Origin of the sequence: Pseudarthrobacter sp. NamB4 (assembly GCF_005796185.1) — a bacterium.
GTDB lineage: Bacteria > Actinomycetota > Actinomycetes > Actinomycetales > Micrococcaceae > Arthrobacter.
This window is the reverse complement of record NZ_VAHM01000016.1, coordinates 17923-43620: the sequence shown is the minus strand read 5'-3', so window position 1 is coordinate 43620 and position 25698 is coordinate 17923. Positions and strand designations below refer to the sequence as shown.

Sequence of the window (25698 nt, the reverse complement as noted above, 5' to 3'; positions counted from 1 at the left end):
CTCATTCAGTACTGGCTGGTTCACGTGCTTCGGAAAGTACTTCATTCCCGGCTGCCGGCGCCTCGATATAAAGGCCGTACTTGGCGATGTACTGGACCACGCCGTCCGGCACCAGGTACCAGACGGGATCATTTGCTGCCACGCGGGCGCGGCAGTCGCTGGAGGAGATGGCCATGGCCGGCACTTCCAGGAGGCTGACGTCGTCGCGCCCCATCCCGTCCAGCTCGTGGCCGGGCCGCGTGACCCCGACGAAATGGGCCAGCGACCACAGTTCGTCGATGTCCTTCCAGGACAGGATCTGCGCCAGCGCGTCCGCACCGGTGATGAAGAACAGGTCCGCGTCCGGGCGCTGGGCGCGAAGGTCCCGCAGCGTGTCGATGGTGTAGGTGGGCCCTGGACGGTCAACGTCCACCCGGCTCACGGTGAAGCGCGGGTTGGAGGCCGTAGCAATGACCGTCATGAGGTACCGGTGTTCGGCCTCGCTGACCTTTTTGTGCGACTTCTGCCACGGCTGTCCAGTAGGAACGAAAACGACTTCATCCAGGTCAAACTCGGCAGCCACTTCACTGGCCGCGACAAGGTGGCCGTGATGGATGGGATCGAAGGTCCCACCCATCACGCCAAGCCGCAGCCTGCCTTTGGCACCGTTACGGTGCAGAACGCGGGAAATGTTAGTGGCCCTGCCCGTGATCGTGCTTGTTCGGGTGCTGGCGGTGCGGGTCCGCGTGTTCCTCGGTGGCCGCATGCCGGTTGCCCAGGTTGGAGTAGGACAGGGTGATGAACATCAGTACCAGCAGGATGGCGAAAATGACGACGCCGAAGACCCACGGCTCAGCCCACAGCGGCGCGAGTTCGTGTTCTTCGCCTTCGGCGACGGTCATGGCGATCTGCTGGAACAGCATGTTCTCCCCTAGGGTTGAAAAGTTTGTGGCAGCGGAAGTTCCCGCTGCTTATGGCTTCTGGTCTATGGTACCGCGCGCTACCCGCGGACCTGGCCCTCGCCCTGCACGATCCACTTGGTGGTGGTGAGCTCCGTGAGCCCCATGGGCCCGCGCGCATGCAGTTTCTGGGTGGAAATACCCACTTCGGCACCCAGGCCCAGCTCCCCGCCGTCGGTAAACCGCGTGGAAGCGTTGACGATGACAGCTGCGGAATCGACTTCGGCGATGAACCGCTCGGCATTCGCGAGATTGTTGGTCAGGATCGCCTCGGTGTGGCCTGTGGTCCAGGTGCGGATGTGCTTGACGGCCTCGTCCAGGCTGTCCACCATGGCCACAGCGAGGTCGAGGTCCATGTACTCGGTTCCCCAGTCCTGGTCCGTGGCAGGCGAGGACTCGATGGAGGCGGGCAGCGCGGCCCGGATGCGTTCGTCCACGTGCAGCCTGACACCGGCCTTCGCAAGGGCAGTTGCCACGGCAGGGAACACCGTGGATCCCGAGTGGACCAGGAGTGTCTCCACCGTGTTGCAGACACTTGGCCGCTGCGTCTTGGCGTTGAGGAGGATCTCCACGGCCATGTCCTCGCCCGCGGACTCGTCAATGAAGATATGAACGTTCCCCTCGCCGGTTTCGATGACGGGGACGGCGGAGTTATTGACCACGGTCTGGATGAGGTCACGGCCGCCGCGGGGAATGAGCACGTCCACCCGGCCACGGGCGCGCATGAGCGCGTTGGCGCCGGCGCGGCCGTACTGGTCCACCGTCTGTACTGCGTCGGCCGGCAGGCCCACCGATTCCAGGGCCTCGCGCAGCACCCGGACCAGTACGCCGTTGGTGGCCTCGGCAGCGCTGCCGCCGCGCAGGATCACGGCGTTGCCGCTCTTGAGGGCCAGGCCGGCGATGTCCACGGTGACGTTGGGGCGCGCTTCATAGATGGCGGCCACCACGCCCATGGGCACATTGACCTGCCGGAGGCGCAGGCCGTTGGGCAGGGTCTGGCCGCGGACTACGTTGCCGACGGGGTCGGGCAGGTTGGCCAGGTTTTCCAGGGCGGCCACCAGCCCGGCGATCCGGGCTTCGGTCAGCGTGAGCCGGTCCAGCAGGGCTGCAGAGGTACCGTTCGCCTTACCGGCAGCGACATCCTTGGCGTTGGCAGCCAGGATGGCCTGGGTGCTCTCCTGCAGGGCAGCACCGACGGCGCGCAGCGCCCGGTCCTTCCAGGCCCTGTTGGCCATCGACATGCGCCGGGCTGCCTGCCGGGAACGGTCTGCAATCGCATGGACCGCGTCCTGGATTCCAGCCTCGGACAGGGCACCGGCTGCTGATCCCGGCACTGCTGCGGGGGCTGGCTGCTGCGCCCCGGAGGCGGCAACAGTGTCTCCGGAATTTTCAGCAGTTGTGTGAATCAAGGCCTCAGTCATGGTTCAAGTTTAGGCGAGGGCGGGACTGAGACCAGCACCAGGTCGTCAACATGAACAACTTCGCGGTCATAGCCGGTGCCGAGTTCCTCACCAAGCTCGCGCGTAGACCTGCCCAGCATCCGCGGCAGTTCCTGCGATGAGTAATTCACCAGGCCGCGCGCCACCACTGTGCCATCCGCACTGGCAATTTCAACGGCGTCGCCCGCTTCGAACTCGCCGGCAACGGCGGAGATGCCGGCGGGGAGCAGCGAAGTGCGGTGGTGCCGCACTGCCCGGACGGCGCCGTCGTCGAGGACCAGGCGCCCCTGGACGGAGGCGACGTGTGCCAGCCACAGCAGGCGTACTGGCTTGCGGGCGCCATTGACGGTGAACCATGTGCCCACGTCCTCGCCGTTAAGCGCCGCAGCGGCGTTGGGTGTGGAGGTGACCAGGGCATGGATGCCGCTGCCGGCAGCCATGGTGGCTGCTTCCACCTTCGTGACCATGCCGCCGGTGCCGACGCCGGCCTTGCCGGTTTTGCCGATGGAAACGCCCTCAAGATCCTGCGGACCCTCAACCAGCGGTATCCGCTGTGCGCCTTGGGCCGGCGGGCCGTCGTAGAGGGAGTCGACGTCGGAAAGCAGCACGAGCGCGTCGGCGCGGACCAGGTGGGCCACCAGTGCGGCCAGCCGATCGTTGTCGCCGAAGCGGATCTCGTGGGTGGCCACGGTGTCGTTCTCGTTGACCACAGGGACCACGCCGAGGTTGAGCAGCCGGTCCAGGGCGCGGAAGGCGTTGGTGTGTTGGCTTCGCCGCATCAGGTCTTCTGCCGTCAGCAATACCTGGCTGACGGTGACGCCGTGCGCGCCGAAAGCCTGGGTGTACCGGGCCATCAGCAGGCCCTGGCCCACACTCGCAGCAGCCTGCTGGGTGGCAAGGTCGCGGGGACGCTTCGCAAGGCCAAGCGGGGCGAGGCCGGCGGCAATGGCGCCGGACGAAACCAGGATGATTTCCGTCCCGGTGTTGCGCTTGGCAGCCAGGGCGTCCGCAAGGGCAGTCAGCGATTCTTCCGAGATGCCGCCCTTGATGCTGGTCAGCGACGACGAGCCAACCTTCACCACAATCCGGCGCGCGCTTGCCAGCACGCTCCTGTCCACGCCCCGGGTCAGCGGTGCCGCGGCTGCAGTCCTAGAAGTCATCGTCGACGTCCAGTCCGCTCTCCTTGAGGGGCTTGGCAGCACGCCGGCCGCTGACGGACTCAGTCCAGATGCCGGCTTTCCGCTCAGCCTCAAGCTCGGCGCGGGCGGCAGCCTTGGCCTCGCGGCGCTCCTGCTGTTCCTCACGCTTCTGGCTCCGGGTCGGCCGGTCGCCAATGTCGGCGAAGCGGACGTCCGTGCCGCGCGGCGAAGCCAGGAGTTCAGCACCGGCCATCATGGTGGGCTCCCAATCGAAAACCACGCCGTCGTCTTCGCCGATCACGACGGTATCGCCGGGCTTGGCTCCCATCTTGAACAGTTCGGTTTCAACTCCCAGCTTGGCCAGCCGGTCAGCCAGGTAGCCGATAGCTTCCTCGTTGGTGAAGTCTGTTTGCTTGACCCAGCGCTCGGGCTTTTCCCCGAGGACGCGGAAGAGCGGCTCGAGGTTCTTCTCCTCGCGACGGATCTTGAACCCTGTCTCGTTGACAGCACGGGGCCGCAGCACGGCGGGCTGCACCTTCGGCGGAGCGGCAGCCACGGCGTCACGGGCGTCCTTGACGATCTCGGCCATGGCAAAGCCCAGCTGGCGGAGGCCTTCATGGCTGGTGGCCGAGACCTCGAACACGCGGTAGCCACGGGATTCCAGCTCCGGCCGGACAAAATCGGCCATGTCCCTGCCATCGGGCAGGTCCACCTTGTTCAGCGCCACCAGGCGGGGGCGGTGGTTCAGCGGAACCACTTCACCGTCCTGGCCGGCGTAGCTCATGTCCACGGCGTACTTCTCCAGCTCGGCCTCGATGACGGCGAGGTCCGAGAGGGGGTCACGGTCCGATTCGAGCGTTCCGCAGTCAAGGACGTGGACCAGCGCGGCGCACCGCTCCACGTGCCGCAGGAAGTGGTGCCCCAGGCCCTTGCCCTCGCTGGCGCCCTCGATGAGGCCGGGCACATCGGCAATGGTGAACCGGATATCGCCGGCCTGGACCACGCCAAGGTTGGGAACCAGCGTGGTAAACGGGTAGTCGGCAATTTTGGGCCGGGCGGCGGACATGGCGGCAATGAGGCTTGACTTGCCTGCAGACGGGAAGCCGACCAGTGCAATATCGGCGATGGACTTCAGTTCCAGGACGATGTCCCTGGATTCACCTTCGATGCCCAGCAACGCGAAACCCGGAGCGCGGCGCTTCTGGGAGGAGAGGGCCGCGTTGCCCAGGCCGCCGATGCCGCCGGCTGCAGCAACGTACTCGGCGCCTTCACCCACGAGGTCAGCCAGGACCGCGCCGTCCTTGGACTTGACCACGGTGCCGTCGGGGACGGGCAGGACCAGGGTCTCGCCGTTCTTGCCGCCCCGCCAGTCACCCATGCCGGGGCCGCCGTTTGTTGCGTGGCGGTGCGGTGCGTGGTGGTAGTCAAGCAGGGTGGTGGTCTGGTGATCAACGCGGAGGATGACGTCGCCGCCATTGCCGCCGTTGCCGCCGTCGGGACCGCCCAGCGGCTTGAACTTCTCCCGGTGGACCGAGACGCACCCGTGGCCGCCGGTACCGCCGGATACGTGCAGTACTACCCGGTCTACAAAGCTGGCCACGTGGATCTCCTCAGTGCTGTTATTCGCGGCGTGCAGGGACGCCACATCGATTGTAGTGCGGTTAAAGAACAGTGGAGCGGACCATCAGGTCCGCTCCACCGCTTCAGAACTGGTTGTTACTCTGCAGCTGCAGCAGCAACGATGTTGACGACGCGACGACCGCGGCGGGTGCCGAATTCAACGGCTCCCGGGGTCAGTGCGAACAGGGTGTCGTCGCCGCCGCGGCCAACGCCGGCGCCCGGGTGGAAGTGGGTGCCGCGCTGGCGGACGATGATCTCGCCGGCGGAAACTACCTGGCCGCCGAAGCGCTTGACGCCGAGGTACTGAGCGTTGGAGTCACGGCCGTTGCGAGTGGAGCTCGCGCCCTTTTTATGTGCCATCTGAAATGCCTGCCTCTAAATTCTGGGGAATTTGCTGAAAAACCTGAACAGTAACCGGAAGTTACTGAATGCCGGTGATCTTGACCTTGGTCAGTTCCTGGCGGTGACCCTGGCGCTTCTTGTAACCGGTCTTGTTCTTGAACTTCTGGATGACAATCTTAGGACCGCGGAGGTCCTGGAGGATTTCAGCCGTAACGGTTACCTGGGCCAGGTCAGCAGCGGCGGAGGTGACTTTGTCACCGTCTACCAGGAGCAGTGCGGGCAGCTGAATGGTGCTGCCAGCTCCACCGGCGACGCGGTTCAGGGTAACGAAGTCTCCAACAGAAACCTTCTCTTGGCGGCCGCCTGCGCGGACAATCGCGTACACCACTTGGGAACTCACTTCTCTCGACGTTTATTACAAATTTGCGTGCGGAACCCTGCTCAATAATTGGCTGGGCTCTCGCTGTGCCTCAACGCCGTGGGGTCATAAACCCAAGTGTTGGCGTAAGCACCGAAGATCCAGAATACGCTAGTTTTGTCTTCGGCCGCAAATGAGGCTGGTTCCGGCGGGTGGTCTGTGATAAGAACCACAGGACTTCACCATCCCCGGAGGGCGCCCCACCATATTACCGGCAGCGCATCGGTCCAGCCGTCAGGAATGAAGGCGCGGCGCGTCGAAAAATTCCGTTTCCAGGCGGCAGGACTGCCTGAACGCCGTGGTCATGGCGGCCCTCTGGTCATCCGATGCCGCCCGCCCGGCCCGGTCCACGATGGCAATCGCCGTCCGGGTTGCCTCGGCGAAGCCTTCGTCGGCGTAGGTGCGCAGCCAGTCGGCGTAGGCGTGACTCGCCGGTTCGCCTGCAGCGAGGAACTGCGCATGCAGTGTGGTGCCGGCTTCGGCGTAAAGCCAGAAGCAGGGCAGGACTGCCGCGGCCAGCACTGCGTAACTGCCCGACGCCGAAGCCGCCATCAGGTGGTCGACGTAGGACTTGGTAACGGGGCCCAGTTCCGTCCGGGCAGGGCGGGTGCTCAGCCAGGAGCGGTGCAGTTCCGACTCGACTTCCAGGCATTGCTGTGCGGAACGGGCCCAGAACAGCTGCTCTGCCTCCGTCGGCGCGAGCGCACTTGCGCGCGCCAAGACTCGGGAATAGCCGTTGAGGTAGATGGCATCCTGGGCCAGGTAGTAGGCAAACTGGTGTTCGGGCAGGCTGCCGGAGGCCAGGTCCTGGATGAAGGCCAGGCCGTAAATCGCCTCGAGTTCCTTTTCCGCTTCAGTCCACAGCTGTGCTGCGAAGCTGCCCTCCCCAGCATCCGTGTGCAGGTGGTGGAAGTGGTGGATGGGCCCGCTGCCCTGTCCCACCTCCAGCCGTCCGGAGGCGTCCAGGGCGCCTGCGAGCCAGGGCTTGACCTCCCGAAGGGTTGCTTCCCAGTCCCCCACCCGCGCCTGCACGGTGGCCATGGCCGAGGAAAGGGAACAGCCCGTGCCATGGCTGTTCCGCGTGGCCACCCGTTTGCCGGGAACCACCACGACTTCCTGGCTAAGCAGGCCGGAAGTGTTGACCAGCGCGTCGGGGCACTCCTCCCCCGCCAGGTGGCCGCCCTTGACCAGGACGGTGGTTCCAGTGGCAGCGGCAAGCTGCCTGCCCTGTTCCAGTGCGCCTTCCCAGTTCTCCTGCACCTTCCCGCCGGCCAGCATGGCAAGTTCAGCAAGGTTGGGGGTGATGAGGTTGGCCAGTGGAAGCAGCCCGCGAAGCGCCTCCTCCGCGGACTCCTGGAGGAGCCGGTCCCCGCTGGTGGCTACCATGACAGGGTCCAGGACCACGACGCCGGGACGCACCTTGTCGAGCCAGGCCCGGACAGCTTCGATCACCTCGGTGCCGCCCAGCATCCCGATTTTCACGGCGTCGATGCTGATGTCCTCACTGATGGCCTCAAGCTGCTGGGTGAGGAAGGCGGCGGGCGCAACGTGGACGGCACGCACGCCGCAGGTGTTCTGCGCGGTGAGTGCGGTGATGGCAGCCATGCCGTAACCGCCGTGGGCAGCGATGCTTTTGAGGTCTGCCTGCACGCCGGCGCCGCCGGAAGGATCGGAGCCGGCAATGGAGAGGACCCGGGGTACATCCCGGCCCTGGCGGCCCTGGGTTGATGCGGCGGGTGCAGGCTTGCCCTGGATGGCAATCGCCTGTTTCATGGCAGTGGGCATTTCAAGAGTCGAAGACAAGAGACATCCCTTCGCCGGTGCTAACCGGACAGGTTCAACGGGTCTGGATCTCAGCCGCCCTGTGCGCGGCACCCCGTGTCGTTTCCCAGCCTAGCTCTTTTGCCAGGGCGCGGCGAAAGTGACGGATTGCTACCGCACCGCTGCCTGCTCCCTCAAACCCGAATGCCCGGCCGTCCACTATTTCGTGGCCGGCCGGGCATTCCGGATATTTGCGGCTTTAAAGCTCCGAGGCAGGAACCCCGACACCGAGGATGATGGGCGCATCTGCGGGCTTGCTGCTGCTTGCCTTGGCGGCAGCCGCCTGGTCAGGCTCAGGTGCCTTCGCAGAGTGGGAATGTCCGGTTGCCGCTGCCGGAACATTCTCGTGCTGCTCCACCGCCGTCTCGTTGGCTGCCCCTTGCGCACGGCTGGCACTGCGGTTGCGGCGTGCCCGGCGTGGGCGGGACTGCTCCAGGGTGTGGTCGGAATAGTCCTTAGCCGCCACGGCAGGAGCCGTCCACTGCTGCGGCTGGTCCCGCTGCGCCTGATCCGGCTCCGCCTGTGTGGCCCGGACCTGCCCCGGTTCCCGCTCGGCGGGCTGGTCAGCCTTCTCTTCGGCGGCAGCGGGCTCGCCCAGGTGGGCGAAGGCTTCGGCGAGCCGGTCGAGTGTGAGGGCCGGCTTCGGCTGTTGCTCCCCGGCATGCTCCACGAATGGCAGGACCACTTTCTCCCCGCCGAAGGTCAGGACTGCGGCAGGCCGGGGGGCCTCGCCGTCGTGCTTCTCTAGCGCCGGCGCCGCTGCCTCGGCGGGAACTGCCGGTTGGGCAGGCGCCGCCTGGCGGGCCGCGGCCACCTCGTCGTCATGCAGGTGGGCAGCATGTGCAGCCGCAGCGATGTTGGCAAGGGCCAGCCTGGTGGCTTCTGCTTTCGCATGCCGCTCGGCGTCGGCTGGGTCCGGGTGGATCGTGTGCACCTGGACTGCGGGGGCCGGGGCAACATCGGGCTGCTGGCCGCCGCGGCCGCGGCGCCGTTTCCGGTCCGGACGGCCGCCCGGTTGGCTGCTGTCGGTCCGCTGGCCCTCGTTCCGGTAGACTTCGGCGCGTGCCTCCGGCCTGCTGTCCGAACGCTGCACGTGGTGCTCGGCCGCAACAATGTTGGCACGGCGGTGTTCCACGGGATCGTCATGGGTCACCACACCGCGGCCGGCGCAGGCCTCGCACTGCTCGCCGAACACTTCCAGGAGCCCGGTACCCATGCGCTTGCGGGTCATCTGGACCAGGCCCAGGGACGTGACCTCGGCAACCTGGTGCTTGGTGCGGTCCCGGCCCAGGCATTCCACCAGGCGGCGCAGCACCAGGTCGCGGTTGGATTCGAGGACCATGTCGATGAAGTCGATGACGATGATGCCGCCGATATCCCGCAGGCGAAGCTGGCGCACCACTTCCTCGGCGGCCTCAAGGTTGTTCTTGGTTACCGTCTCTTCGAGGTTGCCGCCGCTGCCGGTGAATTTGCCCGTGTTGACGTCCACCACGGTCATGGCTTCGGTGCGGTCGATCACGAGTGAGCCGCCGGAGGGGAGGAAGACCTTCCGCTCCAGGGCCTTGTGGATCTGCTCGTCGATCCGCCACGCTGCGAAGATGTCCTGGTCCTTGGTCCACTTCTCAAGCCGGCCTACCAGGTCCGGGGCCACGTAGGTGACGTAGGCCTCGATGGTGTCCCAGGCTTCCTCGCCGGAAACGATCAGCTTGGAAAAGTCCTCGTTGAAGACGTCGCGGACCACCTTGATGGTGAGGTCCGGCTCACCGTAGAGCAGCTCAGGGGCAAGGACCTTGGTGGACTTGGACTGGCTTTCGATGCCCTCCCACTGCGCGCGCAGCCGGTTGATGTCGTGGGTCAGCTCTTCCTCGGATGCGCCTTCGGCAGCGGTGCGGACGATCACGCCTGCCTGCTCCGGGAGGCGGTCCTTGAGGATCCGCTTGAGGCGGTTGCGTTCGACGTCGGGCAGCTTGCGGGAGATGCCGGTCATGGAGCCGCCGGGTACGTAGACGAGGTAGCGGCCAGGCAGCGAGATCTGGCTGGTGAGGCGTGCGCCCTTGTGTCCCACCGGGTCTTTGGTGACCTGGACCAGGACGGTGTCCCCGGACTTGAGCGCGTTTTCGATCCGGCGCTGCTTGCCCTCGAGGTTCACGGCCTCCCAGTTGACCTCGCCGGCGTACAGGACGGCGTTGCGCCCGCGTCCAATGTCCACGAAAGCAGCTTCCATGGACGGCAGCACGTTCTGGACCTTGCCCAGGTAGACGTTGCCGATCAGCGAGTCCTGCTGCGTCTTGGAGACAAAATGCTCGGCCAGGACGCCGTCCTCGAGGACGGCGATCTGGATTCTGTCGTCACGCTGGCGGACGATCATCTGCCTGTCAACGGACTCCCTGCGGGCCAGGAACTCCGCTTCGGTAATAACGGTGCGGCGGCGGCCGGTGTCGCGCGATTCGCGGCGGCGCTGCTTCTTTGCCTCCAGGCGGGTGGAACCCTTGACGCTGGTGACGCGGTTGCTGGCGGGCGCCTCACTCACAGTCCGCGGTGCGCGGACGCGCGTCACCGTGTTGGGCGGATCATCCTCAGCCCCGCCCGTCAGTTCGAGGTCCTGGTCTCCGCGGCGGCGGCGGCGGCGACGGCGGGACGTCACGACGTCGTCCGCCTGACCGGGGGACTCCCCGTCAGTCTCGTCAGCGGCATCGACATCGGCGTCGTCACTGCTTTCCGCGTCGGCCTCAACGTCACGCTCGCCCAGCCGGCTGCGGCTCCGGCGGCCGCGGCCCCGGCGCCTCCGGCGGCTGCCGGCGTCCTCCGAATCATCTTCCGTATCGTCTTCGTCAGCTTCTTCCGCCGGGGCCGGCGCGGGCCGCACAACGGTGCTGAGGTCGGGAGCCTGGAACAGCACGGATGTGGGCGAACCGGGCTCCATGAACAGCGACCCGAAGGGGCTGGCGGGAGCAGCAAAAGCTTCAGGTGCTGCTGTGGCGGGGGCCGACGGCGCTTGTCCGGCTTCCGGAGTCACGCTCGCGGTCTCCGGAGCTTCTGCCGCGGCGGCGGGTACTGGATCTTCCGTTCGAGCTACTGCCGCGGCTGGCTGGTCCCCGGACGGCGCAGGTGCTTCGGCAACTGCCTGTTCTTCCGGGGCTGGCTCTTCCCCCGCAGCCGGCGTTTCGGCCATTTCTCCGGCTGCGGCCGGGGCCGGCTGTTCCAAGGGCAGCGGCTCTGCGGCCGGCGCTGCGACCTCGGGAGCCGCAACCGGGGCTGACGCCTTCCGGGTGGCAACGCGGCGGCGGCGGACCGGTTTTGTTTCCGTTTCCGGTTCCACTGCGGGGTTCGCACCCTCGGCGCTGTCCTGTGCTCGGCCTGCGTCCGCTGCGACATCTGCGTCAGCGGCTGCTGCTTCGTCCGCAAAGGCCGGCAGCGGCTCGGCGGTTTCCGCCTTCTTCCGGGCACGGGTGCGCCGGGCAGGTGCTTTCGTTTCTGCAGCAGCGGCCTCGGCGTTCTCGGCCGTGGCCTGGTCTGCGGGCACCTCCCCTGCCGGAAGGTTTTCTGACGAAGTGTCCGCTCCGGTGCCGGCCACTGCTGGGGCGGTCAGGCCGTCGTCGGCCTTCCCTGCCGGCTTCCGCCGGCTCCTCGTGGCCTTCTTCGGCGCGGTAGCAGCTTCCGCACCCGCTGCTTCATCGTTAACGGCTAAAACGTGTTCATTATCCATATGTGGCAACGCTCCTGCCCCTGACGTACCGCCACATCCGGCACCCATTGGGGCACATATTGTCAAAACCCGCAGGCGTTGACAGAAGTCAAGTGGATACCTCCAGGTTCGCACCGGCAGTGGGGTGCGGCAGCCCGTGGAGGCCGGCGGGATGTTCTGAAACCCGTTGTTCGAAGTGCCACAACCAGGTGCCGCCCAATGGAGTGCGGGAGGCTGCGTCGGTGAAGCCGATGCCTGCCCTGCTCATCATTGGCGGTCTTGCAAACAAGCCACCGGACCGGAGTCCGAAGTGTGGTTCGGCTTCCAGCCACGTTCATTCTCTCATACAAGGGCTATTTAGCGGCGGAGGCTGCTGCACCTGTTCCCCTGCCTGGAAGGTCTTCCCAGCCACCGGCGTTACAATCAGGCAAGGAGCACCCGATGAAAAGGACGCCTAGCCCATGCCCAGCATTTCCCCACCCAGCGGCACTTCGGCCCCGGAACGGAGCCTGAACCAGGACACCGGTCCCGCGGCCGGTGCGGCAGGCTCTGTCCCGGCGATGACCCGGAACCGGCCCTTCGGCTGGCTGCTCGTTATTACCGGCGCCATCGGCTGGCTCGCGTCCGGAACCCTGGTCCTGGAAAAACTGGCCGTACTCCAGGATCCCAACCACACCACAGTGTGCGACGTGAATCCGTGGATTTCCTGCGGCGACGTGATGAAGACCTGGCAGAGTTCGCTGTTCGGGTTCCCCAACATGTTCATCGGGATCGTTGCCTTCGCCGTCATTATCACCGTGGGCATGGCGCTGCTGTCGGGTGCAACCTTTGCCCGCTGGTTCTGGATCGGTCTGCAGACGGGCGTCACGCTTGGTTTCGTCTTCGTGGTGTGGCTCTGGTCCCAGGCACTCTACGACATCCACATCCTGTGCCCGTTCTGCATGATCGTCTGGGCAGCCATGATTCCGCTCTTCGTCTGGGTGACCATCCGGAACATCACGGCCGGCGTCATCCCGGTTCCCGCCAAGGCCGCCCGTGTCCTCGGCGACTCCGGCTGGATCATCACCGCGCTGCTGTACGTTGCGGTCATTGCCACCATCTTCTTCGCGTTCATCCAGGTGTTCGCGGGAACGTCAGGGTTCTAGCCCGCAATTCCAAACCGCGGATTCCCTGCGTGGTCAGGACTCCTGGAACCAGATTTTGATCTCGCGCTCTGCGGAATCGCTGGAGTCGGAGCCGTGAACCAGGTTCTGCTGCACCTTCAGCCCCCAGTCCCTGCCGAAGTCGCCGCGGATGGTGCCGGGAGCGGCAGTGGTGGGGTCGGTGGTGCCGGCCAGTGAACGGAACCCCTCAATGACGCGGTGGCCTTCGAAAATGGCCGCGACGACAGGACCGCTCAGCATGAACTCCACCAGCGGCTCGTAGAAGGGCTTGCCCACGTGCTCCGAGTAGTGCTGCTCCAGCAGTTCGCGGGAGGCGTCAACCTTCTTCAGCTCAGCGAGGGTGTACCCCTTGGCCTCGATGCGGGCCAGGATGGCGCCGGTGAGGTTACGGGCGACGCCGTCAGGCTTGATCAGGACGAGGGTGCGCTCAGTGGTCACAACTGCTCCAATGCGTTGGGTTGGGTTTCGGGGACAAGTCTACGTGGACTTCGCCTTACGGGGATTGCTGCTGCTCGCCCGGCCCGGCGGCCTGGTCCGGATGCGCTGCCTCCCACTCGGCCTGCTCGCGGGCGCGTTCCCCGGCTTCACGGTCCAGTCGGATTCCGGTGCGGATCCCGTACCACCAGGCGGCGGCGAAGAGGGCCCCCACCAGGAACATGGCGGGCTCGAAGATGCCGGTCAGGATCAGGACTAGCTGCAGGATCCAGCCCAGCCCCATGCCCCAGGGTCTGGTGAGGAAGGCGCACGCCACCACCATCACCGCACTCAGCGCAAGGCCAACCCCCAGGATGACCGACGGCGGGAACTCACCGCGGCGCAGTCCGAAGACCACCAGGGTGGCGAAGAACATGACGAAGGCTTCCAGGAGGAGCACCGTGGAAGCGAACATGACCTTGGTGGAGCGGCGCTTCTTCGGCATGCCCGGGCGCCATTCGCGCTGGGCCTTGGTCAGCCTGGCCATTGCCTACGCCTCCGTCTTTCCGAGCAGGATCCGCGCTTCCGCCACGAGGGTGATGGAGCCTGTCACCAGCACGCCGCCGGAGAGGTCGTCGTTGGCTTCGGCCCGTTCCACCGCCCATTCCAGGGCATCGTCGAGGTTTTCGGCGATGTGGACGTTGTCCTCGCCGAAACCCAGGTCGACCGCCAGTTCGGCGAGTTCGGCCGCCGGGACCGCGCGCGGAGAGTTCGACTGCGTGAAGCAGAACTCTTCGGCCACCCCTCCCAGGGATTCCTTTAGCTGGCGGAGGATCTCTTCTGCATCCTTCTCCTGGAGTACCCCCACCACCGGGACCAGCCTGGTGAACGTGAAGGCCTCCTGGAGGGCGGCGGCGGAGGCCTTGATGCCGTCCGGGTTGTGGGCAGCGTCAACGATGATGGTGGGCGCGGTCCGCACCACCTCCAGCCGGCCCGGCGATGACACGTTGGCGAAGCCTTCCTGCAGGACCGCGAAATCGAGTTCCTTTTCGCCGCCGAAGAAGGCTTCCAGGGCAGCCACGGCCACCGCGGCGTTCTGGGCCTGATGGGCTCCGTGCAGCGGCACCAGGAGATCCGGGTAGCGTCCCGCGATCCCCTGAACAGTGACCATCTGGCCGCCTACCGCGACGGTCCGGGACTCGACGCCGAATTCCACGCCTTCGAAGCGGAAGGGCACGCCCACGTCCTTGGCCTTCTCCAGCAGGACCTGGGCGGCGTCCAGCGGCTGGGCGGCACTGATCAGGTAGCCGCCGGGCTTGATGATGCCGGCTTTCTCGTAAGCGATGTCTTCTGTGGTGTCACCCAGCAGGTCGGTGTGGTCCAGGGAGATCGGCGTGATCACGGATACCTGGCCGTCCCCCACGTTGGTGGCATCGGTGATGCCGCCCAAACCGACCTCGATGACGGCCACGTTCACCGGCTGGTCCGCGAAGATGGCAAAACCCAGGATGGTGAGGCATTCGAAGTAGGTGAGGCGCGGCTGGCCCTCGGCCTCCAGCTCCGAATCCACGATCTGCAGGTAGGGACGGATCTCGTCCCAGATGCGGACGAATGTCTCGTCGGAGACCGGGTGGCCGTCGATGCTGATCCGTTCAGTGACCTTGGACAGATGCGGGCTGGTGTACCGGCCGGTGCTCAGCCCGTGGGCGCGGAGGACGGACTCGATCATGCGCGCCGTGGAGGTCTTGCCGTTGGTCCCGGTCACGTGGATGATCGGGAACGCCTTGTTCGGCTCCCCCAGCACATCCATGGCCCGGAACAGCGGTGCGAGCCGCGGCTCCATCTTGTTCTCCGGCGCCCTGCCCAGCAGTTCGGCGTAGACACTTTCCACCGAGAAATGATCGGTCATGCTGCCGCCTCCACTTTTTCCACGGCGACGGCGGGCTCGGCGACGTCTGCAGGTTCCGCCGTGAGGTCCACGGTCAGAGTTTCGCCCTTTACGAGGCCGGCGTTGGCGAGCAGGGCGTCGACGACGTTCTGCCGGGCAGTGACGGACGTCCGGATGCGGTCGCTCACGTTGAGCCCGGCGTCCTTGCGTGCCTGCTGGATGGCGCGGACCATGTCCCTGGCCAGTCCCTCCGCTTCCAGTTCGGGGGTGACCTCGGTGTTCAGGACCACGAAGCCGCCGCCGGGCAGGACTGCCACGGCCTTGCTGGAGGCTTCACCGCCTTCGGACTCTGCCACTACGGTCTCCAGCGTGTACTCCTGCGGTTCGAGCTGCAGACCGCCGGCGGTGACCACACCGTCGTCGTCCAGTGACCAGTCGCCGGACTTGGAACCCTTGATGGCCAGCTGGACGTTCTTGCCGAGCCGCGGGCCGGCGGCACGGGCGTTGACCACCAGCTTCTGCTGGATGCCGAATTCCTCCGGTGACGCCGTGGCAGCATCCAGCAGCCGAACGGAGCGCAGGTTGAGCTCGTCCGCGACGACGGCGGCGAAACCTTCCAGCGCGTCGGCGCCGGGTGCCACCACCGTCAGTTCCTGCAGCGGCAGGCGGACGCGCAGGTTTGCGGCCTTGCGCAGCGAGGAGCCGGTGGAGCAGATCTGCTGGACCTTGTCCATGGCCTGGACCAGGTCCGCGTTGGCGGGGAACAGCGCCGCGTCCGGCCAGTCGGCCAGGTGCACTGAACGTCCGCCGGTGAGGCCTCGCCAGATTTCCTCGGAAACCAGCGGCAGCAGCGAGGCGGCCGCCCGGGAGACGGTTTCCAGCGCCGTGAAGAGCGCGTCGAAGGCGTCCCGGTCCTCGTCAAAGAACCGCTGGCGGCTGCGGCGCACGTACCAGTTGGTGAGCATGTCCAGGTAGCTGCGCAGGGCGTCGCAGGCTCCCGAGATGTCGTACTCGTCCAGGCGTTCGGTCATGGTGCAAACGAGCTCGCCGGTGTTCGCCAGCAGGTACTGGTCAAGGGTGTCGCCGTAGCCGTCATAGCGGAGCTGCGCATCGTAGCCGGCCCCGCCGTTGGCAGCGTTGGTGTAAAGCGAAAAGAAGCTGTACACGTTCCACAGCGGCAGGATGACCTGGCGGACACCGTCACGGATGCCCTGCTCCGTCACCACCAGGTTGCCGCCGCGCAGGATGGGGCTGGACATCAGGAACCAGCGCATGGCGTCGGAGCCGTCACGGTCCAGGACCTCGGATACATCCGGGTAGTTGCGCAGGCTCTTGGACATCTTCTGCCCGTCCGAGCCCAGCACGATGCCGTGGCTGATGACGTTGCGGAACGCCGGCCGGTCGAACAGCGCGGTGGACAGGATATGCAGCATGTAGAACCAGCCACGGGTCTGTCCGATGTACTCCACGATGAAGTCGGCCGGGTTGTGGGTATCGAACCAGGCTTCATTCTCGAATGGGTAATGCACCTGGCCGTAGGGCATGGAGCCGGAGTCGAACCAGACGTCCAGCACGTCCTCCACGCGGCGCATCACGGACTGGCCTTCTTCCGGGGTGCGGGGATCGTCCGGGTTGGGGCGGGTCAGGTCATCGATGAACGGCCGGTGCAGGTCCACCTCGCCGTCCTTGTTCCGCGGCAGCCGGCCGAAGTCGGCCTCGATGTCGGCGAGGGATCCGTACACGTCCGTGCGCGGGTATTCGGGGTCGCTGGACTGCCACACGGGGATGGGGCTGCCCCAGTAGCGGTTGCGGCTGATGGACCAGTCGCGGGCGTTCTCCAGCCATTTGCCAAACTGGCCGTCCTTAACGTTTCCGGGGATCCAGTTGATCTCCTGGTTCAGCTCGGACATGCGGTCCTTGAGCTTGGTGACCTCCACGTACCAGGAGGACACGGCGCGGTAGATCAGGGGGTTGCGGCAGCGCCAGCAGTGCGGGTAGCTGTGCTCATAGCTGGCCTGGCGCACCAGCCGGCCCTGCGCGCGCAGCACCTGCGTGATGGGCTTGTTGGCTTCGAACACCTGCAGGCCCACGATGTCGTGCAGGTCGCCATGCTTGAAGAGCGGGAGGAACTTGGCGCCCTCGTCAACGGAAAGGATGACGGGGATGCCGGCTTCCTCGCAGACCTTTTGATCGTCCTCGCCGTAGGCCGGGGCCTGGTGGACGAGGCCGGTGCCGTCGGTGGTGGTCACGTAGTCAGCTACCAGGAACCGCCAGGCGTTCTCCATGCCGTACTTTTCGTTGTCGGCAAAGTCATGCCACAGCGGCTCGTAGGCCAGGCCCTCCAGTTCACTGCCTGTGTGGGTGGATACCACGGCGGCCTGGGCTGCCTCGAAATCGTCGTAGCCCAGGTCCTTGGCGTAATTGCCGATCAGGTCCGCGGCCAGCAGGAAGCTTCCCGCGACCGGTGCATCCGCGGAGGAGGCCTTGATCCCGTTCGGCCCGGCCGGCAGCACGGCATACGTGATGGACGGCCCGACGGCGAGCGCGGCGTTGGTGGGCAGGGTCCAGGGCGTGGTGGTCCAGGCGAGGGCCTGGACGCCTGCGAGCTGCCTGGACAGCTCCGACTCCCCGGCCTTGATGGGGAAAGTCACGGTGACGGTCTGGTCCTGGCGGTTCTTGTAGACGTCGTCGTCCATCCGCAGCTCATGGTTGGACAGCGGCGTCTCGTCCTTCCAGCAGTATGGAAGCACGCGGTAGCCGTTGTAGGTCAGGCCCTTCTCGTGCAGCTGTTTGAAGGCCCAGAGGACCGATTCCATGTACTCGACATTGAGCGTCTTGTAGTCGTTGTCGAAGTCCACCCAGCGCGCCTGCCGCGTGACATAGTTCCGCCACTCATCGGCGTACTTCATCACGGAGGCACGGCACGCGTCGTTGAACTTGTCAATGCCCATGGCTTCAATCTGGGTCTTGTCCGTCATGCCCAGCTGCTTCATGGCCTCGAGCTCGGCGGGGAGGCCGTGGGTGTCCCAGCCGAAGCGGCGCTCCACGCGCTTGCCGCGCTGGGTCTGGTAACGGCCCACCAGATCCTTCGCGTAGCCGGTCAGCAGGTGGCCGTAGTGCGGCAGCCCGTTGGCGAAGGGTGGGCCGTCGTAGAAGACGAATTCGTTGCTGCCGGGCTCACCGCCGGGAGCGTCAGGGCTGCGCTGGTCGATGCTGGCCTGGAAGGTGCCGTCCTGGTCCCAGTACTTCAGGATGCGCTCTTCAATCTCCGGGAACTTCACGGAGGCGGATACAGCGGCACCGCCGCTTGATGGCGCGCTGGTGGAAGTACTGGCTGAGGCCTTCGGGTAATACGTCATATCGACATCCTGGGTTGAGCTTGGCGAACTGCCGGCTTGCGCCTTCTGTTCCGTTCAGGATGCGAGGACGGTTACCGTGTCGTCCGCCGGACTCCACGCTCACCGCGGTACCACCTCACTTACCGCGTTGCGCGTCCCCGGAGGAACGGGCGCGACGACGGCCACTCATTACTGCTGTGACGGGCTTACCCGTCCGGTTCTACTGGCGCGTACCCCATGGATCGGTGCGATATGGGAGTTCGCGTGTTCTTCCGGAAGCTCACCGGTGATTGCCGGGTCATAGCCGGTTTCGATTCTACTATTTTTCCCGCACAGGTTTCCATTCAGCCCTGCCCACTTCAAGGCGCCGCTGCCTAGAATCTTAAGGCATGACTGCATGGTTCCCGGCCCCGGCGGCACCGCGTCTTCGCCGGGGAGGTCTGATGCATCCAGCCGGCCGCCCCCGGGGCGGCCTCCGCCGTCGTAATACCCGCAAAGCTCCCACGCGGAAGGTCCTGGCATTCCGCTGGCTGTCGGGCGTGGCCGCCGCACCCGTGACCGGGATCGCCTTTCTGCGCGCTGCGCCCGCTGACTGGCCTGTCCTGGCCGTGCAGCTGCTGGCCTTTGTTCCGTGGTTTACCGTGCCGGCCATCGCGGCGTTCCTGCTGTCCCTTCCCGCACGTAGCAGGCTGCTGCAACTGCTGACTGCGGCGCTGCTCGTCCTCCAGGTGTTGTGGCTGTTCCCGCCGGCCCCAGCCATTCCTGAAGCAGCGCACGCCGGCCAGCCCGCGGTACAGGTGAAGGCGATGGCCGTTAATGCGGAGCTGGGCGGAGCGGACGCCGAAGGGATCGTGGAGCTGGTCCGCGAACACCGGGTGGATCTGCTGGTCATCGCGGAATATACGCAGGAACTGGCTGACAGGCTTTCCGCCGCGGGGCTGCCTGCTCTGCTCCCCCACCAGGTGGCGCATCCCGAACGCGGGGCGGGAGGCGCAGCCGTCTATTCCTCTTTGGGGCTGCGTGAGGTGGGAGTCGTCCCCGATACCCCGTTCAGCATGCCTGTGGTCAGCGTGGATCTGTCGCAGGCTGGACAGGAGGCGGCCCTGCGGGTGGTCGCTGTCCATGCCCTCGCACCGGTAGAAGACGGTTTGGAGCAATGGCGCAATGACCTCGCAGCGCTGGACCGGATCGACGCCGGGTCCGGGCCGCTGCTGCTGGCCGGCGACTTCAATGCCACCTTCGACCACAGGGAATTCCGGGAGCTGCTGGCAGGAGGCAGCGGAAGGCGACCCCTGGTGGACGTGGCCACGGCAGTGGGAAGCCGGCTGGTCCCTACCTGGCCGATGCACGGCTACAGCCTTCCCGGCGTGACGCTGGACCATCTGGTCACGAGTCCGGACATCACCGGCTCCGACTACGCTGTCCGCAGGGTGGCGGGAACGGACCACGCTGCAGTACTGGCCACCCTTAGTATCAGGGTGGCGTAGGCGTGGTCCGCGGTAAGCGCTAGCCCTTCCGGATGAGCTTGTAGTTGGCTGCCTGGGCCACCGGCCGGACCACGATTTGGTCCAGATTGACGTGGTGCGGGGCGCTGACCGCGTACCGGACAACATCAGCCACGTCCTCGGCCGTGAGCGGCTTCTCCACGCCCTGGTACACCTTGTCCGCGGCCTGCCGGTCGCCGAGCCGATTCAGCGCGAACTCCTCGGTCTGGACCAGTCCGGGCGCCACCTCGATCACACGCACGTTGTGTTCGGCCTCCTCGAGGCGGAGCGCCACGGTCATGGCGTGCTGGGCGAACTTGGCCGCGTTGTAGCCGCCCCCTCCTTCATACGCCGCGAGCCCTGCCGTGGAGGTCAAATTGAGGACGGTCCCTTCGCCGTTGGCGCGGAGCATGGGGAGGAAAGCCCTGGTGAGTTTCATGGTGCCCAGCACGTTCACCCGGTACATCCACTCCCAGTCATCGGTGCTCGCTGAGCCCACCGTGTCGGCGCCCCTGGCACCGCCGGCGATGTTGATCAGCGTGTCCATGCCCCCCGCCTCGGCAACCTGCGCCGCCAGCCGGGACACGTCGTCGTCCTCGGCGATGTCGGCAGGTATTGCGACGGCGCCTGTCTCCTTCCCGAGTGCGGCGAGCCTTTCTGCACGGCGCGCCACTGCGAAAACTGTCCACCCGTCCGCTGCCAGGGCACGGACGGTCGCCTCCCCGATCCCGCTGCTTGCGCCGGTCACCAAAGCTGCTTTTTTCTGCGAAACGTCTGTCATGGCACCACCCTAGCGGGGCTGGCCGCACGCAGGTCCGTGAATGAACCGGGACAAAGCCGGCCGCTGGGGCCCCGGGCCAAGGGAAGCCGCTGGACATGAAACAATTGGCAGATGGCTGAAGACAATCAGGGTACAGACACGCCCACCACCACCCCCATCAACGTCCCGGACAAGCCGGCCCTCGAAGGCCTGGAGGCCGCCCTCACGCAGCGCTGGCTTGCCGAGGGGACCTACAAGTTCGACCGCGAGACCACCAGGGACCAGGTCTACTCGATCGACACTCCCCCTCCCACCGCTTCCGGATCGCTGCACGTGGGGCACATGTTCTCCTACACCCAGACCGACGTGCTGGCACGCTACCAGCGGATGACCGGCAAGAACGTCTTCTACCCCATGGGCTGGGACGACAACGGCCTGCCCACCGAACGCCGGGTGCAGAATTTCTACGGTGTCCGCTGCGACCCGTCCATTCCCTACAACCCTGAGTACCGGCCGCCTGCACAACCGGCAAAGAACCAGCGTGACTTCGACGTCGTATCCCGCCGGAACTTCATCGAGCTGTGCGAAGAGCTGGCGGTCGAGGACGAGAAGGTCTTCGAAAACCTCTTCCAGACGCTCGGCCTGTCAGTGGACTGGGAGCTGACCTACCGGACCATCGACGACAACTCGCGTGCGGTTTCCCAGCGCGCGTTCCTTGCCAACCTTGCAGCGGGCGACGCCTACATGGCCGAGGCCCCCACCCTGTGGGATGTCACGTTCCGCACTGCAGTGGCACAGGCGGAACTTGAGGACCGCGAGATGCCGGGTGCCTACTACCGCTACCCGTTCTTCACCGAGGACGGGGAAAAGATCTATATCGAGACCACCCGTCCCGAACTCCTGGCGGCCTGCGCCGCCCTGGTGGCGAACCCCGACGACGAACGGTACCAGCCGCTGTTCGGCAAGAAGGTGACGTCCCCGTTGTTCGGCGTCGAGGTTGAGGTTATGGCCCACCCGCTGGCCAAGGCGGACAAAGGCTCCGGCATTGCCATGGTGTGCACCTTCGGCGACCTCACCGACGTCACCTGGTGGCGCGAACTCCAGCTGCCCACCCGCGCCATCGTGGGCCGGGACGGCAGGATCGTCAGCGAGACACCCGCGTGGATCACCACGGACATCGGACGCGAAGCCTTCGCCGCGCTCGCCGGCAAGACCGTCTTCAGCGCCAAGGAAGAGGTAGTCAAGCTCCTCACCGAGGCCGAGCTGCTTGACGGCGAACCCAAGAAGATCATGCACCCGGTGAACTTCTACGAAAAGGGCGACAAGCCCCTGGAAGTCGTCACGTCACGCCAGTGGTATATCCGCAACGGCGGCCGCGACGAGGACCGCCGGGAACGGCTCATTGCACGCGGACACGAGATCGACTTCCACCCCGCCTTTATGCGCTCCCGCTACGAGAACTGGATTGCCGGCCTCAACGGCGACTGGCTGGTCTCCCGCCAGCGCTTCTTCGGCGTGCCCATTCCGGTCTGGTACCCGCTCGACGGCGACGGCAACCCCGACTACAACTCCCCCATCGTTCCGTCTGACGACCAGCTGCCTGTGGATCCGGCAGCTGACGCCGCACCCGGGTTCGAGGAAGCCCAGCGCGATGTTCCCGGCGGCTTTACCGGTGACGCCGACATCCTGGACACGTGGGCCACGTCCTCGCTGACTCCAAAGATCGTGGGCGGCTGGAAGCGGGACGAGGACCTTTTCGCCAAGGTGTTCCCGTTTGACGTCCGGCCGCAGGGCCACGACATCATCCGGACATGGCTCTTCTCATCCGTGGTGCGTGCGGATGCATTGGAGAACAGCGCGCCGTGGAAGCACGCCGCAATTTCCGGCTGGATCCTGGACCCGGACCGCAAGAAAATGTCCAAGTCCAAGGGCAACGTGGTGGTCCCCACCGACGTGCTGGAGGAATACGGCTCCGACGCCGTCCGCTACTGGGCAGCGTCCGCAAAGCTCGGTGCGGACACGGCCTACGAGATTGCCCAGATGAAAATCGGCCGCCGCCTGGCCATCAAGCTGCTCAACGCCTCCAAGTTCGTGCTGAACCTGGGCGCTACGGAGGACTCGGTGGTGTCCGCTGACCTTTCAGTGCTGACCAATCCCCTGGACCGGGCGGTACTGGCGCAACTCTCCGAGGTGGTGGCCCAGTCCACCAAGGCCTTTGAAAACTACGACTACGCGCGGGCACTCCAGATCACGGAAAGCTTCTTCTGGCAGTTCACTGACGACTACGTGGAGCTCATCAAGGACAGGGCGTACGGAGCCTCCGGTGAAACCGAGCAGGCATCCGTGCTGGCGGCACTGGCCACCACCCTGGACACCCTGCTGCGGCTCTGCGCGCCCTTCCTGCCGTTTGCCACTGAAGAGGTGTGGAGCTGGTGGCGCAAGGGCTCGGTCCACCGCGCCGAGTGGCCCTCTGCGCTGGAAGTGCCGGGCGGGGACACCGCCATGCTCGCCACCGTAGGCGTCGCGCTCAGCGGCGTGCGTAAGGCCAAGTCCGAAGCCAAGGTCAAGCAGCGCACCGAGGTACTTTCCGCCGCCATCACAGCGACGGAAGCGCAGATCAGCCAGCTGAGGGCCGGCCTTGCCGACCTGAAGGCCGCGTCCAACGCCCGCGAGATCTCCCTGCTGGTGGGTGAGGGCGAGCTCAGCGTCAGCGACGTGGCACTGGCCGCCACCGAGGAGCCTGCGAAGGCGTAGCCGGACAGATCCGCGAAAAACAGGCCCTTCGCACTGTTTTCGGGCAAAGGGGAAGCCCCATCAGCGTTTTGCCGTTGGTGGGGCTTCGACTTTTCGGCCATCTGGTGACGCCTTGATGGTCTGGCAGAATCCTCAGACTTTCAGGTCTTCCTACCTCGTCACTGGTAGCCGCATACTGACTTTGCCGGTGGCTGCGCCAGTTGCCTATCACTGAATCCTTGGTTTCTGCGTCCCGCTTCTTTCGAAGTGGGTAAATCCAATTTTTGTCCTGCCCGTCCTGGAGCGCAAGAGCCCCGGCCGAACTACAAGTGAGTAGTTCTGCCGGGGCTCTTCACACTCCTGCCGGCACTGCGGCAGTGTCAGCTTCAGTTGAATTCAGGCCGTTCGGTCCGGCTGCGCTTCAGCTCGAAAAAGTGCGGGTAGGAGGCGATGGCGGTGGTGGCGTCCCACAGCCTGCCCGCTTCCTCACCGTGGGGAATCCGGGTGAGGACCGGGCCAAAGAACGCTGTTCCGTTGAAGGCCACAACGGGTGTGCCGACGTCCTGGCCCACCAGGGAGATCCCCTCCTCGTGGCTGGCCCGGAGCTGGTCATCATGGGCGTCCATGCTTGCAGCCTCCGCCAGCGAGGCGGGAAGACCGCAATCGGCGAGTGCTTTGCCGATCACGACGTCGCGGTCCTTTTCACCGCCCTCGTGGATCAGGGTGCCCATGGCGTCATACAGCGCCTTGACCGTTTTCTGGCCGTGCTGCTGCTGGGCCGCGATGATTACGCGGACCATGCCCCAGGCGTTGTCCATGGATTCACGGTAGGCTGGTTCGAGGTCGCGGCCCTCATTAAGAACGGCCAGGCTCATCACATGCCAGACCGTTTCGATCTCGCGGACTTCCTCCACCTCGCCGATCCAGCGCGAGGTGATCCAGGCGAAGGGACACAGCGGGTCAAACCAGAAGTCGGCCCTGTTCTTTACAGCTTCGGTCGTGGCGGCTTCAGTCATGGAAAATCCTTCCGGGTGGTCGGCTGCGCATGCGGCAGCCACAACGTGCGGGGCAAGGCCGGGGCCAGGACGATCCTGGCGGTCAGGCGGACTTCCGGCGCTTGGTGACGTGCGGGATCATGGTGGGCTCCGCGCCTTTGAGCACCACGTCCTCAGTGATCACCACGCTGGCCACATCTTCCCTGCTGGGAAGATCGAACATCACGGGAAGCAGCACTTCCTCCATGATGGCCCGCAGTCCGCGGGCGCCGGTGCCGCGTTCCAAAGCCTGGTCCGCGATGGCATTGAGCGCGGTGTCGTCGAAGACCAGCTCTACGCCGTCGATCTGGAACATCTTCTGGTACTGCTTGACCAGCGCGTTCTTCGGCGTAGACAGGATCTGGATCAACGCATCGCGGTCAAGGTTCGAGACAGTGGTGATGACGGGAAGGCGGCCGATGAATTCCGGTATCAACCCGAACTTCAGCAGGTCTTCGGGCATCACTTCGCCGTAGGAGTCCACCTTCTTGCTGGCCTCGTTGAGGGGTGCCCCGAACCCGATACCCTTCCGCCCGGACCTGGAGCCAATGATCTCCTCGAGCCCGGCAAAGGCGCCCGCCACGATGAACAGGACATTTGTGGTGTCGATCTGGATAAATTCCTGGTGCGGGTGCTTCCGGCCACCCTGGGGCGGCACGGAGGCGACGGTTCCTTCCAGGATTTTCAGGAGCGCCTGCTGGACACCTTCGCCCGAGACGTCCCGGGTGATGGAGGGGTTCTCGCTCTTGCGCGAGATCTTGTCGATCTCATCGATGTAGATGATGCCCTGCTCGGCCTTCTTGACGTCGTAGTCAGCTGCCTGGATGAGCTTCAGGAGGATGTTCTCCACGTCCTCGCCCACGTAGCCGGCTTCGGTGAGGGCTGTTGCGTCCGCCACCGCAAACGGCACGTTCAGGCGCCGCGCGAGCGTCTGCGCAAGGTAGGTCTTGCCGCAGCCGGTGGGGCCGATCAGGAGAATGTTGGATTTGGCGATCTCGACGTCGTCGTGGTGCCCGCCATCGCCAAGGCTGCCGGACTTGGGCGCGTGGCCCGCCTGGATGCGCTTGTAATGGTTGTAGACCGCGACGGCGAGGGAACGCTTTGCGGGCTCCTGGCCGATGACGTATTCCTGCAGGAAGTCGAAAATCTCGCGCGGCTTGGGCAGTTCGAAGCTGCCCAGGTCAGCTACCTCCGCCAGCTCCTCTTCAATGATTTCGTTGCACAACTCGATGCATTCATCACAGATGTAGACACCGGGCCCGGCAATGAGCTTGCGCACCTGCTTCTGGCTCTTTCCGCAGAAAGAGCACTTCAGCAGATCCGTGCTCTCGCCAATCCGAGCCATATGTGAACCCCTTAGTATCCTGCTGCCAGGCAGCCTTGCACCGTCGCTGAAATCTTCACCGGCCAGAGCGGCCCGGTTTGTGACATCTTCCACTCTAGGTCACATTCGCCCCCAAGGGTGGAAAGAAAAGGCCGGTG

General features: G+C 65.5%; 20 protein-coding genes and 1 riboswitch. Of the genes, 3 read left to right on the top strand and 17 right to left on the bottom strand.

Annotated features, from left to right (window positions below):
- Position 1: 1 nt before the first annotated feature.
- The 10 genes from nadD to FDW81_RS18165 form a co-directional block, all read right to left on the bottom strand.
- On the bottom strand, positions 2-745 hold the full coding sequence (gene nadD / locus FDW81_RS14570) for a nicotinate-nucleotide adenylyltransferase (protein WP_370279077.1): 744 nt from the start codon (positions 743-745) through the stop codon (positions 2-4).
- A complete protein-coding gene (locus FDW81_RS14565; RefSeq protein WP_138134944.1) occupies positions 672-902 on the bottom strand; it encodes a hypothetical protein in 231 nt (76 codons plus the stop codon). The genes nadD and FDW81_RS14565 overlap by 74 nt, the downstream gene beginning before the upstream one ends.
- Positions 903-979: 77 nt before the next feature.
- A complete protein-coding gene (locus tag FDW81_RS14560) occupies positions 980-2359 on the bottom strand; it encodes a glutamate-5-semialdehyde dehydrogenase (RefSeq protein ID WP_138134943.1) in 1380 nt (459 codons plus the stop codon).
- Complete coding sequence (gene proB / locus FDW81_RS14555) at positions 2356-3537, bottom strand: glutamate 5-kinase (protein WP_138134942.1); 1182 nt, start codon at positions 3535-3537, stop codon at positions 2356-2358. Before proB ends, FDW81_RS14560 begins: the two co-directional genes overlap by 4 nt.
- Positions 3527-5116, bottom strand: coding sequence for a GTPase ObgE (obgE, locus tag FDW81_RS14550; RefSeq protein WP_138134941.1), 1590 nt, complete (start codon positions 5114-5116; stop codon positions 3527-3529). Before obgE ends, proB begins: the two co-directional genes overlap by 11 nt.
- 116 nt (positions 5117-5232) lie before the next feature.
- Complete coding sequence (gene rpmA, locus FDW81_RS14545) at positions 5233-5496, bottom strand: 50S ribosomal protein L27 (protein WP_009372867.1); 264 nt, start codon at positions 5494-5496, stop codon at positions 5233-5235.
- Between the two features lie 61 nt (positions 5497-5557).
- A complete protein-coding gene (gene rplU, locus FDW81_RS14540; protein ID WP_138134982.1) occupies positions 5558-5866 on the bottom strand; it encodes a 50S ribosomal protein L21 in 309 nt (102 codons plus the stop codon).
- Between the two features lie 264 nt (positions 5867-6130).
- On the bottom strand, positions 6131-7669 hold the full coding sequence (gene thiD / locus FDW81_RS14535) for a bifunctional hydroxymethylpyrimidine kinase/phosphomethylpyrimidine kinase (RefSeq protein ID WP_138134981.1): 1539 nt from the start codon (positions 7667-7669) through the stop codon (positions 6131-6133).
- Positions 7670-7688: 19 nt separating this feature from the next.
- Positions 7689-7785, bottom strand: a riboswitch (TPP riboswitch).
- 131 nt (positions 7786-7916) lie between these two features.
- Positions 7917-11423 carry an Rne/Rng family ribonuclease gene (locus tag FDW81_RS14530; RefSeq protein ID WP_138134940.1) on the bottom strand — a complete coding sequence of 1169 codons (3507 nt, stop codon included), beginning with the start codon at positions 11421-11423 and terminating at the stop codon, positions 7917-7919.
- A gap of 88 nt (positions 11424-11511) precedes the next feature.
- Positions 11512-11673 (bottom strand): hypothetical protein, encoded by a 162-nt coding sequence (locus FDW81_RS18165; RefSeq protein WP_171027225.1) that lies wholly within the window; start codon positions 11671-11673, stop codon positions 11512-11514.
- 190 nt (positions 11674-11863) lie between these two features.
- On the opposite strand from FDW81_RS18165, the gene FDW81_RS14525 reads away from it, so the two are divergent.
- On the top strand, positions 11864-12547 hold the full coding sequence (locus FDW81_RS14525) for a vitamin K epoxide reductase family protein (RefSeq protein ID WP_138134939.1): 684 nt from the start codon (positions 11864-11866) through the stop codon (positions 12545-12547).
- 33 nt (positions 12548-12580) lie between these two features.
- Here FDW81_RS14525 and ndk read toward each other — a convergent pair whose 3' ends face one another.
- Genes ndk through ileS form a run of 4 tightly spaced genes read right to left on the bottom strand, consistent with a single transcriptional unit; the run spans position 12581 to position 18226 of the window.
- Positions 12581-13003, bottom strand: coding sequence for a nucleoside-diphosphate kinase (gene ndk, locus FDW81_RS14520; protein WP_138134938.1), 423 nt, complete (start codon positions 13001-13003; stop codon positions 12581-12583).
- Positions 13004-13058: 55 nt separating this feature from the next.
- Positions 13059-13526, bottom strand: a complete 468-nt coding sequence (locus FDW81_RS14515) for a DUF4233 domain-containing protein (RefSeq protein ID WP_138134937.1) — start codon at positions 13524-13526, stop codon at positions 13059-13061.
- A gap of 3 nt (positions 13527-13529) precedes the next feature.
- Complete coding sequence (locus tag FDW81_RS14510) at positions 13530-14888, bottom strand: folylpolyglutamate synthase/dihydrofolate synthase family protein (protein ID WP_138134936.1); 1359 nt, start codon at positions 14886-14888, stop codon at positions 13530-13532.
- Entirely contained in the window at positions 14885-18226 is a 3342-nt protein-coding gene (ileS, locus tag FDW81_RS14505) for an isoleucine--tRNA ligase (protein ID WP_138134934.1), read from the bottom strand. The genes FDW81_RS14510 and ileS overlap by 4 nt, the downstream gene beginning before the upstream one ends.
- A gap of 368 nt (positions 18227-18594) precedes the next feature.
- On the opposite strand from ileS, the gene FDW81_RS14500 reads away from it, so the two are divergent.
- Complete coding sequence (locus tag FDW81_RS14500; protein WP_240720303.1) at positions 18595-19692, top strand: endonuclease/exonuclease/phosphatase family protein; 1098 nt, start codon at positions 18595-18597, stop codon at positions 19690-19692.
- A gap of 19 nt (positions 19693-19711) precedes the next feature.
- Here the strand turns inward: FDW81_RS14500 and FDW81_RS14495 are convergent, their stop codons facing one another.
- Positions 19712-20470, bottom strand: a complete 759-nt coding sequence (locus FDW81_RS14495) for an SDR family oxidoreductase (RefSeq protein WP_138134932.1) — start codon at positions 20468-20470, stop codon at positions 19712-19714.
- A gap of 111 nt (positions 20471-20581) precedes the next feature.
- Between FDW81_RS14495 and valS the strand changes: the two genes are divergently transcribed.
- Entirely contained in the window at positions 20582-23203 is a 2622-nt protein-coding gene (valS, locus tag FDW81_RS14490) for a valine--tRNA ligase (protein ID WP_138134930.1), read from the top strand.
- Positions 23204-23568: 365 nt separating this feature from the next.
- Here valS and FDW81_RS14485 read toward each other — a convergent pair whose 3' ends face one another.
- Positions 23569-24198, bottom strand: coding sequence for a DsbA family protein (locus FDW81_RS14485; RefSeq protein WP_138134928.1), 630 nt, complete (start codon positions 24196-24198; stop codon positions 23569-23571).
- An 82-nt stretch (positions 24199-24280) separates the two neighbouring features.
- Positions 24281-25561, bottom strand: coding sequence for an ATP-dependent Clp protease ATP-binding subunit ClpX (clpX, locus tag FDW81_RS14480; protein WP_138134926.1), 1281 nt, complete (start codon positions 25559-25561; stop codon positions 24281-24283).
- Positions 25562-25698 lie beyond the last annotated feature (137 nt).

Excerpts from the sequence above, each read along its gene's own strand:
- nadD (WP_370279077.1), bottom strand. The coding sequence starts at position 745 with ATGCGGCCACCGAGGAACACGCGGACCCGCACCGCCAGCACCCGAACA.
- FDW81_RS14565 (WP_138134944.1), bottom strand. The coding sequence starts at position 902 with ATGCTGTTCCAGCAGATCGCCATGACCGTCGCCGAAGGCGAAGAACAC.
- FDW81_RS14560 (WP_138134943.1), bottom strand. The coding sequence starts at position 2,359 with ATGACTGAGGCCTTGATTCACACAACTGCTGAAAATTCCGGAGACACT.
- proB (WP_138134942.1), bottom strand. The coding sequence starts at position 3,537 with ATGACTTCTAGGACTGCAGCCGCGGCACCGCTGACCCGGGGCGTGGAC.
- rpmA (WP_009372867.1), bottom strand. The coding sequence starts at position 5,496 with ATGGCACATAAAAAGGGCGCGAGCTCCACTCGCAACGGCCGTGACTCC.
- thiD (WP_138134981.1), bottom strand. The coding sequence starts at position 7,669 with ATGAAACAGGCGATTGCCATCCAGGGCAAGCCTGCACCCGCCGCATCA.
- FDW81_RS14530 (WP_138134940.1), bottom strand. The coding sequence starts at position 11,423 with ATGGATAATGAACACGTTTTAGCCGTTAACGATGAAGCAGCGGGTGCG.
- FDW81_RS18165 (WP_171027225.1), bottom strand. The coding sequence starts at position 11,673 with ATGATGAGCAGGGCAGGCATCGGCTTCACCGACGCAGCCTCCCGCACT.
- FDW81_RS14525 (WP_138134939.1), top strand. The coding sequence starts at position 11,864 with ATGCCCAGCATTTCCCCACCCAGCGGCACTTCGGCCCCGGAACGGAGC.
- FDW81_RS14515 (WP_138134937.1), bottom strand. The coding sequence starts at position 13,526 with ATGGCCAGGCTGACCAAGGCCCAGCGCGAATGGCGCCCGGGCATGCCG.
- FDW81_RS14510 (WP_138134936.1), bottom strand. The coding sequence starts at position 14,888 with ATGACCGATCATTTCTCGGTGGAAAGTGTCTACGCCGAACTGCTGGGC.
- ileS (WP_138134934.1), bottom strand. The coding sequence starts at position 18,226 with ATGACGTATTACCCGAAGGCCTCAGCCAGTACTTCCACCAGCGCGCCA.
- FDW81_RS14500 (WP_240720303.1), top strand. The coding sequence starts at position 18,595 with ATGACTGCATGGTTCCCGGCCCCGGCGGCACCGCGTCTTCGCCGGGGA.
- FDW81_RS14495 (WP_138134932.1), bottom strand. The coding sequence starts at position 20,470 with ATGACAGACGTTTCGCAGAAAAAAGCAGCTTTGGTGACCGGCGCAAGC.
- valS (WP_138134930.1), top strand. The coding sequence starts at position 20,582 with ATGGCTGAAGACAATCAGGGTACAGACACGCCCACCACCACCCCCATC.
- FDW81_RS14485 (WP_138134928.1), bottom strand. The coding sequence starts at position 24,198 with ATGACTGAAGCCGCCACGACCGAAGCTGTAAAGAACAGGGCCGACTTC.
- clpX (WP_138134926.1), bottom strand. The coding sequence starts at position 25,561 with ATGGCTCGGATTGGCGAGAGCACGGATCTGCTGAAGTGCTCTTTCTGC.